Annotated in this window: 21 protein-coding genes; 5 read left to right on the forward strand and 16 right to left on the reverse strand. The window is 56.1% G+C overall.

Annotation, left to right across the window (positions count from 1 at the left end; genetic code table 11):
* Positions 1-55: 55 nt before the first annotated feature.
* The 5 genes from CRI94_RS17265 to CRI94_RS17280 all read right to left on the reverse strand — a co-directional run bounded on the left by CRI94_RS17265 (position 56) and on the right by CRI94_RS17280 (position 4545).
* Complete coding sequence (locus CRI94_RS17265; protein WP_098079285.1) at positions 56-2392, reverse strand: hypothetical protein; 2337 nt, start codon at positions 2390-2392, stop codon at positions 56-58.
* Positions 2389-2736, reverse strand: coding sequence for a hypothetical protein (locus tag CRI94_RS17570; RefSeq protein WP_143815475.1), 348 nt, complete (start codon positions 2734-2736; stop codon positions 2389-2391). The genes CRI94_RS17265 and CRI94_RS17570 overlap by 4 nt, the downstream gene beginning before the upstream one ends.
* A gap of 113 nt (positions 2737-2849) precedes the next feature.
* Complete coding sequence (locus CRI94_RS17275; protein WP_098079293.1) at positions 2850-3035, reverse strand: helix-turn-helix domain-containing protein; 186 nt, start codon at positions 3033-3035, stop codon at positions 2850-2852.
* A 943-nt stretch (positions 3036-3978) separates the two neighbouring features.
* Positions 3979-4275, reverse strand: a complete 297-nt coding sequence (locus CRI94_RS17575; protein WP_143815476.1) for a hypothetical protein — start codon at positions 4273-4275, stop codon at positions 3979-3981.
* Between the two features lie 12 nt (positions 4276-4287).
* Positions 4288-4545, reverse strand: a complete 258-nt coding sequence (locus tag CRI94_RS17280; protein ID WP_098079297.1) for a helix-turn-helix domain-containing protein — start codon at positions 4543-4545, stop codon at positions 4288-4290.
* Between the two features lie 198 nt (positions 4546-4743).
* On the opposite strand from CRI94_RS17280, the gene CRI94_RS17285 reads away from it, so the two are divergent.
* Positions 4744-5160, forward strand: coding sequence for a hypothetical protein (locus tag CRI94_RS17285; RefSeq protein WP_098079301.1), 417 nt, complete (start codon positions 4744-4746; stop codon positions 5158-5160).
* A gap of 1029 nt (positions 5161-6189) precedes the next feature.
* Positions 6190-6339 (forward strand): hypothetical protein, encoded by a 150-nt coding sequence (locus CRI94_RS17800; RefSeq protein ID WP_179862388.1) that lies wholly within the window; start codon positions 6190-6192, stop codon positions 6337-6339.
* A 154-nt stretch (positions 6340-6493) separates the two neighbouring features.
* Here CRI94_RS17800 and CRI94_RS17290 read toward each other — a convergent pair whose 3' ends face one another.
* On the reverse strand, positions 6494-6919 hold the full coding sequence (locus CRI94_RS17290; protein WP_098079304.1) for a hypothetical protein: 426 nt from the start codon (positions 6917-6919) through the stop codon (positions 6494-6496).
* An 81-nt stretch (positions 6920-7000) separates the two neighbouring features.
* A complete protein-coding gene (locus tag CRI94_RS17295; protein ID WP_218919422.1) occupies positions 7001-7510 on the reverse strand; it encodes a BrnA antitoxin family protein in 510 nt (169 codons plus the stop codon).
* A gap of 324 nt (positions 7511-7834) precedes the next feature.
* Between CRI94_RS17295 and CRI94_RS17300 the strand changes: the two genes are divergently transcribed.
* The 3 genes from CRI94_RS17300 to CRI94_RS17315 all read left to right on the forward strand — a co-directional run bounded on the left by CRI94_RS17300 (position 7835) and on the right by CRI94_RS17315 (position 9399).
* On the forward strand, positions 7835-8074 hold the full coding sequence (locus CRI94_RS17300; RefSeq protein WP_143815477.1) for a hypothetical protein: 240 nt from the start codon (positions 7835-7837) through the stop codon (positions 8072-8074).
* Positions 8075-8497: 423 nt separating this feature from the next.
* Positions 8498-9157 carry a ParA family partition ATPase gene (gene parA / locus CRI94_RS17310; protein ID WP_245846243.1) on the forward strand — a complete coding sequence of 220 codons (660 nt, stop codon included), beginning with the start codon at positions 8498-8500 and terminating at the stop codon, positions 9155-9157.
* 5 nt (positions 9158-9162) lie between these two features.
* Positions 9163-9399, forward strand: a complete 237-nt coding sequence (locus CRI94_RS17315; RefSeq protein ID WP_098079321.1) for a hypothetical protein — start codon at positions 9163-9165, stop codon at positions 9397-9399.
* 364 nt (positions 9400-9763) lie between these two features.
* Here CRI94_RS17315 and CRI94_RS17320 read toward each other — a convergent pair whose 3' ends face one another.
* From CRI94_RS17320 to CRI94_RS17355, 9 genes are all read right to left on the reverse strand, one after another.
* The gene (locus CRI94_RS17320; protein ID WP_098079326.1) at positions 9764-10204 is read right to left on the reverse strand and encodes a hypothetical protein; all 441 of its coding nucleotides are present in this window, start codon (positions 10202-10204) and stop codon (positions 9764-9766) included.
* Between the two features lie 33 nt (positions 10205-10237).
* Entirely contained in the window at positions 10238-10807 is a 570-nt protein-coding gene (locus CRI94_RS17325; protein ID WP_098079330.1) for a hypothetical protein, read from the reverse strand.
* A 26-nt stretch (positions 10808-10833) separates the two neighbouring features.
* Complete coding sequence (locus CRI94_RS17330; RefSeq protein ID WP_143815478.1) at positions 10834-11337, reverse strand: hypothetical protein; 504 nt, start codon at positions 11335-11337, stop codon at positions 10834-10836.
* Positions 11338-11354: 17 nt separating this feature from the next.
* Positions 11355-11543, reverse strand: a complete 189-nt coding sequence (locus CRI94_RS17335) for a helix-turn-helix domain-containing protein (RefSeq protein ID WP_098079339.1) — start codon at positions 11541-11543, stop codon at positions 11355-11357.
* A 609-nt stretch (positions 11544-12152) separates the two neighbouring features.
* Positions 12153-12716, reverse strand: coding sequence for a hypothetical protein (locus CRI94_RS17340; protein ID WP_098079343.1), 564 nt, complete (start codon positions 12714-12716; stop codon positions 12153-12155).
* Positions 12717-12809: 93 nt separating this feature from the next.
* Entirely contained in the window at positions 12810-13028 is a 219-nt protein-coding gene (locus CRI94_RS17580) for a hypothetical protein (RefSeq protein WP_143815479.1), read from the reverse strand.
* 3 nt (positions 13029-13031) lie between these two features.
* Entirely contained in the window at positions 13032-13514 is a 483-nt protein-coding gene (locus CRI94_RS17345) for a hypothetical protein (RefSeq protein WP_143815480.1), read from the reverse strand.
* A gap of 217 nt (positions 13515-13731) precedes the next feature.
* Positions 13732-14013 carry a hypothetical protein gene (locus CRI94_RS17350; protein WP_143815481.1) on the reverse strand — a complete coding sequence of 94 codons (282 nt, stop codon included), beginning with the start codon at positions 14011-14013 and terminating at the stop codon, positions 13732-13734.
* Positions 14014-14110: 97 nt separating this feature from the next.
* Complete coding sequence (locus CRI94_RS17355) at positions 14111-14425, reverse strand: hypothetical protein (RefSeq protein ID WP_098079357.1); 315 nt, start codon at positions 14423-14425, stop codon at positions 14111-14113.
* Positions 14426-15076: the final 651 nt, after the last annotated feature.

The raw sequence follows: 15076 nt of genomic DNA on the forward strand, positions 1-15076 counted from the left end.
AGTGAGCACTCTGGCGGGGCAAAAACCGGCGCACGGCGGCGCACACCGGCGCACGCTAGAAAGGAACCTGTTCATCTTCCTCTCGGCGAAGTCTGAACTGACGATCTCTCTTTGGAGGAACGTCCTCCTTTACAATTCCGGCTCCTCGAAGCACTGGCATCATCCGCTTGAAGTGTGCTGTGAGAGCTTGCAAACTTGTGAGCTCTGCCGGCGGCCGATCGGGGTCATGGATATATTGCTTCCGCAGGACATTAAGGAGATCCGACATCTTACCAGTCCACGTCTCTCGATCTTCCAGGAGTAGCTTGATTGCGAATGCCACCGGGTCGTTCTCGAGGGCGGATTCGTTAGCTGCTTCTCGATTGTCGGAATATGCCTTCGCAAATGTGCCGGGTTTAATCGGCAGTGCGGGTTCAGCGGCCTCAGCCCACACGGCAAAGTCTGCCATGCGCGGTAACGTGTCGAGACTGATCTCATCCACCCTTCGAAGAGCGGTAGAGATTGCGGATAGCAGACCGGATAGAATCGCCGCCTGGTCCTCTTTAAATGCCTGCCACACGTCTCGTGCGGGCGCTCGTTCTTCCTCGGGGATCGGCTCTAGCTCGATCACAACGGCACGATCTGCGAGATCAGGACGCGCCGTGAGGTCTTCGATCCCGTTCAGGATCATCGGTCGCTCATGATAGAACACCTCTTCCTCCCGGCCGGTGTACAGCTTGCGCGTGCCGAAGCCGCCGCCGGTCGCGAGCCGGCATAGCGCGTCGGATAGCCAAGCTGGAATGCCGGAAAGGTTGTCAAACGCGAGCACCCACGCATTTTCTGCGGCAACGATAAGGTCTTCTTCCTTCCGCGGCGCCGTGCGAGTTGGGACGTTGCTCGGGTCAACGATTGACCGCAACATCTTCTGTGTGGTCGTCTTCCCCGAACCTTGCTCGCCTGTCAGAGCCAGTACCGGATACGGGCCGTGCGGACGGAGAGACTGGACAAGCCAGGCGAGAAGGAGCGCAAAATCATTCTCTGACTTCGTGCGCACGTGCTGTCGTAGACGGTTCAGTGCCTCGACAGGGTTGTTCGCCGGCGTAGGACGTGGCAGGGCCTTCATGCTACGTACGCGCCGGAATCGAGCATGGGGCTTCTTCGTGAAGCTCCAGCCTTCCGGAGTTATCTCGACAGCTTCCCACCCGTTTGATCCGAGATCCACATAGATTCGCTGTTCCTGCCTTTCATGTCCTGCAATCCGAAGGTGAGCCTCCTGAACGTCACCCTCGAACTCAGCCGCCGCAGATAAAACATCAACAGCGTCTTGCAACGCCTGTGAGCCTGGGGGCTTGCCTTCCTCTTTGTAGAACCGAAGTCGGAGCCACTGCCGGAAGCTTCCCACTCGAATAGGGCTCGTTTCACGCCGATCCCCTACGGGGTACGTCGCGAACATTTCGCCCTGGGGCGTTCTCCAGAGCTCGGCCGGTTCCGCGAGCCGGAGCAGCGTTTCCGCTTGCGTTTCGTTTGACGGCTCGACTTCCTGCACTGTGAGCTCTGGTTCTGAGGTTGTACCGTCGCCCTGGCTCGGTTGCCACTCCGCCGTATCCTGTACCATCTGCCTCAGTTCGTCAGATGTGTGACCGTGGTTCATCCAGTCGGTAACATCGCCTTTCCGCGGCACATCCTCGAGCTCGACCACGCGGACAGACCGCGCTACGCGGCTCACTTCCTCGGCAACCGCTCGGGCGTGCTTCCGGCCGGGCTGGTCGTTGTCGGGCAGAATGACAACGTGAGCACCCTCCAGGGCACCGGTATATGAATCCTTCCACTTCCCGGCGCCTTGCGGGGGCGTAGTGGCAACGAAGCCGGCGTCCTCCAGCGTATGGACGTCTTTCTCACCTTCCACGACAAAGACTCTCTTGCCGGCCTTCGCCTGTTCGAGGACCTCGGGAAGACGGTACAGCACAGGTGGCACTTCATACTTACGTCGTCCGAAGACGTACCCATTGCGGTCGCTATCCTTGTGGTCCGGGAGGTACGCCTTCTGCATAAACTTCTTCTCGCCACAGGCAGGGTGCGACGTTTCGCGCATCTCGTAGCGCACGACGTCGTAGAGGATCGCGCCGTCGGCATCGCGGTAGGTGTAGCGGTCTACCTCCGTGCCGTCCCACGGCTTCCAGTCGGTGGGGAATAGGTCTGACCATTCAAGCCCAAGGGCGTGTACGACGTCGTTAGAATCGCAGCCGGCGTGACAGTTGAAGAGCACGCAACCGTCCTTTCCGGTGCCGATAGAGAGCGATGGGCTTTTATCGTCGTGTGCAGGGCAGCTTGCAATCCATTGACCGGGTCCGTCCTCTCGGACCTTCTCAAGTTTGTCCAGAACGAGCTCGTGCTGTTCGCTAACAATGTTCATCGGCTCACCTCCCGCAGTGCGGAAATCTTGGATTGCTCGATGATCACGTCGATGAAGCCGCGGAAGGCGTGGAGGCTATGCCCGTGCTCGGCAATGAACCGCTCGCCTGCCTCACGGCCGCCGGCGTACTCACCGATCGGATCTTTTGTCTTCAGCGCGGGCGTGCCGAAGAGGCTTCGATACGTAGCCTTCGACGAATTGGTGGATACACTACACCCATCGGTAGCGTCTCCGCTACTGTTGCAATGGGTGCGTGATGCCCTGGACGTAGGGCGTGATCGCTCCCCACGGCCGGGCCGTAAGGGGCGTTTTTGGAACCGTTGCTCCTTCTCTGGGGTTTGCATGATGTCGCTGATGGTTAGTTTTCTTAATGACTAACTGTCGTTTGTCTCGTCTGCGCACGTGAGCGCGTGCTAGACTTTCGCTCCTGTCGGCTACTCGCTGGCAGGGGCATTTTTTATGCTTTCGGCTTCTCCGCCTCCTCGAGGACGGCCATGCGTGGGATTGCCCACGATTTGCCAACCTTGAAGGCGCCGGGATATCGTCCAGCTCGGCACCGATACCGGACGGTTGACGGATCAAGGTCGAGGCGGGTAGCCGCCTCCTTCGCGTCTAAAACCGGTTTTTCTACTTGATTCTGCATGAGTTTCGGCTGTGTGCAATACAAAAAAGGCGACACCTCACAGCGTGATTGCTGAAGGTGCCGCCCTGCGTTGAGTGCCAGTGCGGTGGCAATAAAATGTCCCCACAGCGCAATGCTGAAGATGCCGCCTCAGTCTGCTGAGTGCGGGGCGCTTTGCGGGCGCGAGCCGTACGAATGTCATTTTGAAGCTCAGACATACCTAACCGGTGGCAAACGCGGTTCGCGTTGCAAAAACGCAGCGGGCGTTGACCGTGCACCTCTGCGCCGTGCCTGTTGGGCACTAGGGACCGGTTCAGTATGTCTTGCGCTTCCTGCGACGCGTTGACCCGGAGCATGTGCTCCTGGCGCCGGCGGGCCGAATTGTCTGCACGGGTGCTACGCCGTGCGCTACGGCCGGGAAGTGCCTCCGGTCTGTCGCCACCGGTCGGCTTTCGACCCTCGTTAGCTACGCGAGAGCCTACACGTAGAGCATGCCATATGAGGCGCCTTCGCCTCGTAGCATGTGCGGTCGATACTCCGCAACGGCTGCAATCCCGTCCCCAGCTTTCTACTACCTGGTCAACACTCTCCCTATGACCGGGGCATTCATGCGGTACGCTCCATAATACATGTACGTACACGTATGTGCGATCACATGTGTTCCCCGCCTTTGGGAAAATCTCTATCACGGCGAAAGAGCCGCGAATGTGAAGAAATGAGCCGCCCTTGACGCGGTTAAGTGCATCGCTTACCATATGTATACACCTGGTCGCGTGACCATAGAAACGTGATTCCTGAGTGTATCGGCGCCGCGTCCCCGTCCAAAGTTCAGCGGCGTCTCCGAAATGTGCCCCGGTTGGCCTCACGGCTGATCGGGGCTTTTTCTTATGCGTATAGTATAGGCTTCTCTGGCAGGGGCATCAAGTGAAATTCCCCCTACACCGGTGAAGCCGTCGAAATTGAGTCATGCGTCGGCGTCTGCTTTCGCCTCGAGCGCGTCAGCTAAATCTCTGAGGCGTCGGGCTATGCCGCGCAATGTCCCTGGAACTTGTCGTTCAGCCTTGGTGGCTTCTGCATTCCAAGTCTGCCACTGAGACCGTTCATACATACCTGCATTTTCGTCTATTTCTGGAGGTGGACCAACATCACATACGCCGGCAAGGGTATCCACCTCTCTTATACTCTCCTCGAGCTGATCGCGTACCTGCCCAGTGGTTTCTAGCCATTCTTGGATACGTGCGGCGCGTTCTTGGTCGTTCACGTGACTAGAAGGTCAGTTCAGAGAGTTACGTGTCTCATCGTCCTCGAGCGGCCCAAAGATCGCAACGACGCGTTGGTGACCACCTAGATACTCCGCTAGGTCATCGCGGGTAATTACGAACGAACGGCCAATCTTTGCGGCCGGCAACTCTCCTTGCTTGATGTGGTTGCGTACCGTCCGCGTCGTGATGTCTAGCTTTTCAGCGACCTCGCGAGCATTGTAATGTCGTTTTCCCACGTCAGCAGGTGCGTGTCTGGTTGTGGTGTCCATGATCTTGGAATCTATTCCATTATCTGATACACCGTACAGGAAACGAAAGAATATGTTGCGCTTAATCGGAAAATAGAGTGGAACACCGGAAAATAGGTGTGGTTAGAGGCGGTGAATGTATATAGAAAGCCCCACGGCCGGGGAAGTCTTGGCGGACAGCCGGCGTGTGGGGCTTCTTCCCCACGTAACCACGCAAGGATGATGTATAACCGACCGAATACCGAACGGATTCAGCAGCTCCTCGAGGATGGACACGATGCCGTCACGGCCCGGCGCATCGATCGCATGGAACGGCGGGAGAACCGTCTCCTCGACAAACAGCAGGGTCACGGCCTCACAGAAGACGAGCGGGGCGAGATCGCAAGTCTCCAGGCAGAGCTCCGAGAAATCAGCGGTAGCCCGGCCGCGGGGCATCCCTCGGACACACAGCAAGCGGAATGCGGCATGTGTGGTGGAAGCGGCACCATCGACGTAGACACGCAGCGCGGCAGGATTGCGCACACCTGCCTTTGCGTAGACCCGGGCGGGGAAGCGTATGGCGTCGAGCGGGTGATACGCCGGCTGTTGCTGCAACGAGCGCACGATGAGCAGCGTCAGGACCGAGAAGCGGCGTAGGTGTGCCCGCTACTGAAACTTATAGCATCTTGTGTCTCTCTGGATGCCACGGATAGTTCTGGGGATGCTTAGGATGTCTTTCCCCAACTAACTTGGCACTTATACTGTGACATAATAAACACTTATACCTTGTGTTGCGGACCCATTTTTGGTTAGTGTACCCTTTGTTTTTAAGCTTACGTTCCCTTTCACGTTGAACGGGAACATCTAGCCCATGGTGTTCACAGTCCGCAATAAGTATATTTATATCTATATAGTGTTCATAGTATTTATGATGACTATTTTTGGGGACTCTACTACCTTCAGGAAATTTTTCCCAGGGTGTCTTTTCCCTCTTTACCTTGTTAACTGACTTATGATCGCACTTAGAGCACATGTAAAACACATTCCAGTATTCTACAAACAGCGTATCTTCTACGTGGTACTCTATTAGCCTAATATGTTCTGATTTAAATACACTATCGTTGCCACAGTCGTCGCAAGATTTCTCATAAGTGCGCTTCGCATTAGGAAGCGCACCCTTTACCTTATCAATATTCTTATTATTGAAATTGTACGCTGCTCGCCTTGACTTATATATTGGGCTATGATCAAGATCATTAATAAATTTACGTATAATATAGTAAGCGTATATCAATATAGGCAAAGCTAGTAATGCAGTAACTGAAAAAGAAATTATATCAAATAACATATTATATTTTATCTTATCTTATCTACCTGCTTTGCGGGTCCGTTGACTAAACGGAGTCAACGGATATGCTATCGCCTACACGGTGTCCTCACATCCTCAAATAGATGTGCATGTGCCTTCCCTGGGGCATGTACCCATCTTTCCGAACCCTGTCCGAAACACACGGGCTGCCCCTCTGTGGCATAGGCTGCACGTGCATCGCCCCGTCTCTGGTTTCCTTGCAAGGGTTGTCCGAGGCGGGGCGTCTCTATGTCTACACGCTACGTTATGTGGCTGGGGCCGGGTGTGTCTTGTAGTGTAGGGTAGATGCCACCTACAATCACCCTGAGACGACGCCGATGAAAGAGCACGACGATCCCAAAGCGTTCCCCGAGCACGTACGTCCGTACCTCCAGCCGGTCCCGGAAGCGCCGGAAGAGTCCTGGCAGTTCCTCGAGGTCCTAGCGAAGGCAGAGGAGAAGGACAATCCCTCCGCAGACGAGGAGTAACGCGAGGTGTCACAGGCATTCCGCTTTTCCTTCTTGGGGTCTGTACGTGGAGTTGGCGGCTGCACTACTGTACGCTTTGTGTTATGTCGTTAGGCCTCAGCACGTTATAGTCCATGGACAGCGCGGGTTAAAGACTTATGTAACTCGCCTTCGGTTAACTCCTTAGCAGTTTTACCGTGGTGGTTAATCCAAGAAGCGTAGTAGCAAGGACTTCAGCCTGTTCAACGAAGCGGCTTAAGTATTCCATCGCCGTTCGGCCGCGGCTATAAATGACTTCTCTGACTGCTCGAAGCATCTGAACAACCTCATCATACTGCTCTTGAGCATTGTCCAGTTGGTTTTCGCTCATGTTGGGGGTTTGAGCGAGGATCTTGTCGAAGGCACTTGCCAGGAACTCTTCGACCTCACTTGCTTCTTCGAGAAGCTCCGCTTGGGTGTATTGATAACTCTCGAAGCACAAAAACGTGTCAGTTGCGTTGACCTTACCTCGAAGATTATTGATCTTCCGCGCGGCACGTTTTAGAACGTTTCGGACAACCAGGGGAGATTCTTGCGGGAGGATAGTGGTTGCAGTAGACATAGTTGTTAATCGCGAGTAGTCGCGGGTTGATTAGAAGGGGGTCATAAGGTTGTAGGTCACGTGGCGTCGAAGACTCCTCAGTTAGGTCGACAGGGACTCTTCGGACTGCGGGGTGCTCTCCTTCATCCGCTGAACAAGCACATAAGTCTTAAGCACCTCGTTGATGCGAGTCTGATAGCCCTGGCCCTGGGCCTTAAAAAAATCGACGACGTCCTGATCTAGGCGGATCGTAATACGCTTCTTTTCTGCAGACGCTGCCATCTGCTCGGCAATCTTCACCCATCCAGGGTCAATCTCGAGGGATTCAGGGACAACGAACTCGCTCTTGTTATCGGTCGTCTTCCGTTCAGATCTTTCGCCGTGTTGCGAAGGCCTTTTTTTCGTCGGACTAAGATCCACTGTTTTTGCGCTCAGTGTATCCTCTTTGCGCATCTCTTTCTCGGCCGATGCTAAGTCTTCTGCTTTGAGCACTATCCAAGCTTCTTCCGCGTCTAGTTGTACTGACCTGGGGGACGGAAGCAGTTTTCTCTTCGGCATGCTTTCCGGGAAGAGCTTCTCCAGTGCGGAGATGTCGTCTTTTGATGTGCTCACAGCTAACGGGGCTTAGGGCGAGTTTCGCTTGTGCATACGATCGTATGTACAAGCATGTTGAGGGGTTCCGTGCACCTCAGATGCCGACCGATGTTTGGGGCTGAGGCGCTTGCTCACACGTCGACCCACCAGGGGAAGAAGGGGGATAACGCTAGGTGTCACAGGCATTCCGCTTTCTTCCGCCTTTTCCCGCTTTTCGGGGTGTGACGGGGCCGGAGCACGGAGCAGACGGCCGCGGCTGTTACATGCCCTATGTTACACCTATTCTTGAGTTGTCATGCCTAATGACCTGTGCATACGATATCCAGATCAATGAAGCCGGTGTTGCTTGTAGTTGCTTACGCTGTTGGGCTCGCTGTCATCGTTGCCTTAATTGGGTTCCTCCTGTTTGCGCTGGGAGCTGCATCGATTATGATCGGCGAAGGGATTGGGGTGCTGCTCCAGTACGTTGGTTTGTCCAAGGCACACCTTAGCCCTGAACATCTATCGGCATATGGCGGCGGGATTCTCGCTCTGATCGGTGGATGGATTGTTTACTATCTTGAGCATGGAATGCAATCCTAATATTAGATCCCAAGGTTCAGTACATACAAAACATCAAATAACCGGCATGTGGAAGTTTCTTCGAACCCTATTCGCCACCATCAGCGGCGTTGTCCTTGGTGGTATCCTTCTTCTTCTGCTCTTGTACTGGGGCTGTATCCTTGCGACGGAAGGACCGGCCGAACCCAATGCGGCAGCAGACAGCACCGCGCACGTCTCATACGAGCGAACAAAAACGCAACCTAACGCTGATTTGGTTGCGTTCTGATGCTAGAGGCCTTTGAACAATAACAGCTTTCCGATATCTGAAAGCTTATCGGAAACCAGAGACGGGAAGCATGTGCGTTGTATATGTGCTTCCTCATGTTTCGCACATCTTGACGATCGGCCGGCATGTGGCGACGTTGGGCGTCCGTCTAATCTGTCTATCTAGATATCTATCAAATGCCGTCTGTTGATGCGCTCGTCATTGCCACGCTGAATCCGAAAGGGGGCACCGGGAAGACAACTCTCGCTGTTCACCTGGCCCGTGCGGCGCAGCTTGACGGCCTCGACGTCGTTATCATCGACACCGACCCACAGGGCAGCGCGACGGACTGGCGCCGGCGTGCGGCCGATGTGGACGCGTACGACGCTCCGCCCGTTGTGTCGGTTACGGATGCGTCTACTCTCCGGAGCGACCTCTCACGCCTCGTTTCAAGCTACGACGTTGCCGTAATCGATGGAGCGGCAAAGCTCCAGGGCATGACCGGCGCTATACTCGCAGCCTCTGATGCGGTCTTGATTCCCGTACAGGCGTCCGCCCTTGATCTCTGGGGTACGGCAGAGTTCATCGATCTCGTCACCGATCGGGTGCACGCCGGCGGAACGCGAGCAGCGTTTGTACCCTCTGCTCGGGATGTGCGAACAACCCTGTCCGCCGAAGTGCGCGACGTCCTCGAGGATGCCGGCGGAGACGATGTGCCTGTCTTTGATGGAACCACGCGCCGCGTAGCCTACGCTCGGTCATTAGCAGAAGGCAAGACTGCCCTCGACGGCTATGACGCAACGGCCGCAGATGAGATCACGCAGCTCCTCACAGATACGGGACAACTTCTCCAGTAATCGATATGTCTGACGCGAAAAGAAGTGCGCTCGGTGGTGCAATGAAGTCAAAGCAGCGCCGGAATGCTGATGTACAGGAAGCAGAGGATGCCGCAGCCGAAGAGCGTGACCAGACACCTGTACAGCTAAACGTGCGTGTACCGGCCTGGCTAAGAAAGGAGCTCAACCTTCACAAAATACGCAGTGAGGAAACGATTGAAGAGGCTGTACAAGAAGCTCTACGTAACTACCTAGATGTCTAACTCTATTGCTCTTCTACCTCGATACCCTTAAACACCTTGGATTCCACAACGGAAACCCTCTTACTGATCGGTATCGGCATCAAGTTTTTTGTTCTTCCCCTCGCCTGGGTTTTTTCTCTTGCCTACTCATGGCGCTCGTTAACACCTTCAGGAATTAAAGCCGACCCTGTCCCTTTCGCAGTCTTTGCAATGACGACAGGCGCCGTGATACTCACTTGGGGCAACATCATTCGCCCGGATACCTTCATCATAGGGCTAGGCGCAACTTTGATATTCTTTCTCCTCGCAGTGGGACTATGGAAGGTGTCAAGGTTGCGAAACCCCGACAACAGGTAATAATCAGACCGGAATAGGCGGCGCTCACCTACAGAAACCGGCGCACGGTTACAAAGAGCTCGGCCTGATCGGAGCTGTCCCGCGTTCGGTTGATCGTGATCCGATCAGACTGGTAGTTGATGCCGTCGAAGGATGCGCCCGGAAACCGGCCCTTAGTGACAGATACCGCAAAGTCTCCAGGCGTGACCGTCACGCCGGCCGGCGCTACAAGGTCGTCTCCGGAGATCGTCCAATCCCCCTGATAGACGACATCTAAATCCTCCGGAATGCCGGCAAGGTCAAACTGCCCCATTCGTGCGTGAGCGACCACCTGTGTAGACGTCCCCACAGGCTGCCAACTTCCATTGCGGTAGCTGTAGAGCCCGTTTCCGGCGACGATAAGAACGCCCTCCGGTGCTCCTCCACCGCTTAGACGATCGGTGCCCTCGTATACGCAGATTTGCGGCTGACACGATAGCTGATCACTCATGACGTATGACGTTATTGCATGGGGATGAGCGGGTCAGTCCAGTATCTTTGAGACGCGTTCTCGTGTCCGCTTGACGTAAGACGGCAGCCGTGTAGGAACGGCCGCATTCACGGTACGCAGCTCCGGAATGTTTACAGCGAGATTCGTGGGGCTTGCTTTGGCTGCAAACGCCTCAAGGTCATCAATTGCAGCTTGCAAGTTCTCCATTGCGTCACAGACAGCCGATTCCAACTTCGCGGCCTCCTTTCGCGCCTCTACCTGGAGACGCTTCCGCTCATCCCTGATCGTTTCACGCCACTCGGCTTCCGCTTCCTCCGCACGGCGCGCATAAGACGCCTGAAGCTCCTGCTTCCGGTCAGCCTTCTCCTCGAGGGCGCGGGCATCAGCGAGAAGTGCCTCCGCCTCATCTGGGTTTCCGCCGGCGTTGGCGATGGATTGGGCTTCGTCTCGCTTCTCCTGTGCCTCTGCCGTCAGTTCCTCTACCTGCTCGTTTGAGGTTTCGGCCTGCTCGGTGGCTTTCTGCATCGTGGCATGCGCCTTTTGCGATGCCTTCGTTTCTGCGGGGCTATACGTGTCCATGCGGTTCTCGGTACGGTCAGACATATTCAACAAATGGTGTGGGGCGCTGCCTAAGCATCCTGAGAGGCGCGAAGAGATTGCGCCTTGATCGCTCGGACCTTCTCATCAAGCGATAGCCCGGCGCGCTCTTCACGCGTTAACGCATCGTAGGGCGTCACACTGGAAAGGGCTTCCCGCTCGGCCTGGCGGTCCTTCTCTTCCTGCCGGCGTCGGGCCTTCTCGTCTTGACGGATTGCGTCGAGCTTCTCCTCATGGCTCAGGTTCGCCCGTGTCTCCCGGTCCATCATCGACCACCGGCCTGTATCCTGAACCGTCGGGGTGTGGTACTTCGCCACGTCCTCGAGCGCGTCGACGGCCTCGGCTCCAATGGTCTGCATGAGGGCGTCTGTGTCTGCCTGCAAGACGTGCCAGGCAAACCGCGGGAGATCGGCTGAATCAGAAGCGACAGCCACGTCTACGGACGGTACGGGCGTGTTTGCCGCAAACGCCTCGGCAACGTCGGCACCAAACAAGTGAAATAGAGCTTTCTCAGGGTCCATCGGCTCAGAACTCATAAGCAGAAAAGGCAGCGTCACGCAAGGGCATCCACAGCCGCCGGGTCGAAAACATCCGACGTTACCAAAGCGTCCTCCGGTATTCGCCAGCGGCGCCCCACTTTGAACGCCTCAAGGCGCCCGGACGTGATCCAGTCGCGGACCGTATCGGGATGCAGCTGGAGCCGCTCGCAAAGATCAGACACGGTGTAAATCTTCCCGGGCATGATTAGGAGGCGGTTGGGTTTATGGGTGGTTATGACATATAAACATATGTTATAACATATGTTCCCTAAACGACCGGGTTAAACCGGAAATCACCGGGCTTCCCACCGTATCAGAAACGGTCGTTTTTGAGACAGTGCGTGCCCGCACTTCCCGCCGGCCTGCATCGGCGATCACGATGGGTGCGACCGTTTCAGAAGTTGTATCAAAACCGATCGTATCAAAACCCGCTTACACGTCGGCTTTTGAGGCGGCTCCTGTGCTGCTGTTTGCGCTCAGCGTTCAGGCTATTTCAGGATTCCGGGGCACATCGCCCGCGGCAGAGACAACGATTAGTAACGGTGCCGGACGCAAAAATGCGGAAGACTATGGTAGCATTTCAGGGCACTCGCACTCCCCAAATGAGCGGCCGCGGCTCACCTGGTGCCGGTGTCTCGCTCCATGCGTTCCCCGTCCATATCGGCACATCCATATCGGCCGGCGGGGTGCCAGCCTCCCCCGGAGCACACTCGGGGACCCATGCCAGCCACGGCGTTGTGGGTGCGTCTCCGTCGAGTTGCTCCTCGGCACGGGATAAGCGGTTCTTTAGGCGTCTCATACGGTTCGGTTGTCTACTGCTCTATAGTTCCCAAAAACTCTCTTACCCCTTTCTTTGCACTTGCATTTCCCCCGTCATGGAAATCACCCTCTACGTATCCTTCTGTTGTGCGCACCTGAACAAAACAGGTGTCAGATCTCACCATATCCTTGAGTAGACTAACCGGAAGCAAGTAGTTTTTACTAGAGAAACTACGCTGAGAGAGGCGCTCACCATCTGCGAAAATATTGTTTTCAATACTCGGATCTCCCGGCTTAACCCGCGTCGTGGTTGATGACCTGAAACGATAAACTGTCTCATCAACCCGAATTAGAAGGGACTGGCCGCTTGCAATCGTTGCTATTTCATTGACACCAGCAGTAACAAGCACACTGTCTTTAGATACAGATGGGCCATAGACCAAACCCATACGTAAATCATCGCCGATGAAGCCAGGGCTCATCTGAACTGCTTGTTCTCCTGTGACTTTGCTTTCTGTCTTGGTAATATGGCCGGGAGATTGTGTCGCACACCCGGCCGCCATTAGCCCTATAAGCAAAACAACAGGCAAGCGCCAAAACTGGATAGTCTGATTCATCGTAGCCGAATGAGGTTAGGTGTATACGTGCATTTTTATGAGTGCTACATAGAACGATAACCACTATTGCAATATCTAGTCCGATCTCTATAATCAAACTGGCTCCTCTCGATACCTCACCACGATCGGGTGAACATGAACCGTGAGGGTCTCCGTCCATGCATTCAGCGCGTCCTCTGTGCAAAACGTCGCAACGCCTCCGTGGCCTCCATCCGGCGGCTCAGGGTCGAGGTAGACAACGGGATGCGTTGGGGTCTGCTCACTTTCTACGGCGTTCTCAGCGTCAGATAATCGGCTTTGTAAGCGTCTCATGGGTTAGGCTTGGTCAATGTGTAGGGCGTGACGCCGGGCAAGGCCGGCAAGGATGCGCATCGATGCAGCTGCATAGCCGCGGGGTGCCGTAAGAGGCTCGGTTTCCGCGTCGAGGGCGCCAATCTCCTCCGGTGTCGGCACGATCGGCGGGGCGGGAATGTCTTCCGGGTAGAGGTTCAACGCCGGCGGGGCATCGTCTTCCGGAAATACCGCGTCGAGGATCGCATGCGCCTCCACACAAAACCAGTTGTCCAACGCGGACCAACCTCCGGCCGTCCTCCATCGCGTCGGCATAAGGTCTTGAGCTGCATCCTTCGCCTTCATGTCGAAGGAATCGCCGGCCTTGTGCTTCGCTTCTACTTCGAGGAGCGTCTCCGGGCAGTCCATTGGCTCAAATACGGCCGCTTGCCAAAGGCACCAGGCTTCCGTCCACGGGCCGCGGGCTGCGGCCTCTACGTTGCTCAGTCTCTTCTCAAGGGTTGGCATGGATTGATCTGTCTACCTCAGTGTCAGGCGAGTTCAGCGCGTTCCAGAAGAAATGTGGATGCGTGGCCGGCGTATGGCCGCGTCTCTCTCGCTCCTGGCGCTCGGCTTCGGTACGCGGCGGGCCCCACAATAGGGGATCACGGCCGCTCGGTCTGAGCCGGTCTTCTACTTTGCTCAGACGTCGATCTAAATGGTTCATGGCGTTTTATGGGATCGGTTAGTTGCGTCGAGCGGAGAACGTGCTCTGGTTCTCCAGGGCTTTCTCCACGGCTTCGAGGCGCTCCTCGAGTTCATCGGCTTCTAAGACTTTCAGGTAAGTCTGTGCGGCCTGTGTGAGGCGCGTGCAGGCTTTCAGGGACATGTCTTCATCGCCCCGGTCATAGGCGTCATACATGATCCGCTCGGCCGCTTTGACGGCTCGCATCACGTAGCGGCGAAGATCCTTCGCGTCCATGTTGGCACGCCAGCGGGGCAGCGTGCACCGGTCGTCGGTGGACATAGCGTCTACAGTTCAGTGATACTTTTCGGGGTGTCTCGGCACGCTCAGGGCGCGTGCGTTCAGGTTTTTTCAGGTTCTCCGGGGTATCCCCGGGGGGCTACGCGGCAACGGCGTATGGCTCCACCTCGGGCGTCACAGCGTCCAGAATGAGGGCTACATCCCGCCGGCGGAACGCCAGGTGCCGAAGGGTTGGGCAGGTTGGCCGCTCGGAGCTCCCGCGACCGACGTCCTCGGCCGTATCCACAAGAGGAGTTACGCCTGTCGTCTCGATTGCCTCGAGGACCTCCTCTGCGCTCGTCTCCAGCTCGTCAGCCCACGCCTCAAGGGCGCCGCATACAATCCCGGCCTCCTCACTGATGCCGGCGTAATCGCCTGTCTGTGCGTCTGTGACGCGGTAATGGGGTCCGCTCATAATAGCTATGTAGCTTTCTAGATAGCTAGGTAGTCAAGTATAACCGTTATCGCATGGATACGGCTTACCATGAGGTTATCAGCAGCTCGAGTGCACCATGAGGTTTCCCTCGCGTGAGTGTCAAGTGTGTCAAGTTGGCCCGTCCTGGGGTACCCTTTTTATAGAGTCGAAAAAGTGTCCGGGGCCGGCGGCCAGCGGTGCAAGATGCTGAACGGGTGTTCAGTGTCTCCGCTGGTACCGTGGTCATGCAATAGCGGCATTTGAACACGTGCCGTGCGGTGCGTGCGCTGCGTCCGCTGGTTTTCGGCCCTTAGTCTTAAGCACCGCTATCCCCTCTTCTACCTCCACTTTTAGACTTAAGGGGGTGAAACCGGCGCACGCGGCGCACGCGGCGCACGCTATGGCGTTTCTAGCCGCTGAGGGGCGTTTTTGCCGTTCGCCGGTAGGGGTCAACCGGCGCACGCTCCAGCGTAACCGGCGCACGCCAACCGTGCGTTTGGGTTCTAACATCTGCTTGCATTGGTAGTGAGCACTCTGGCGGGGCAAAAACCGGCGCACGGCGGCGCACACCGGCGCACGCTAGAAAGGAACCTGTTCATCTTCCTCTCGGCGAAGTCTGAACTGACGATCTCTCTTTGGAGGAACGTCCTC

The organism is Longibacter salinarum (genome assembly GCF_002554795.1).
GTDB lineage: Bacteria > Bacteroidota > Rhodothermia > Rhodothermales > Salinibacteraceae > Longibacter > Longibacter salinarum.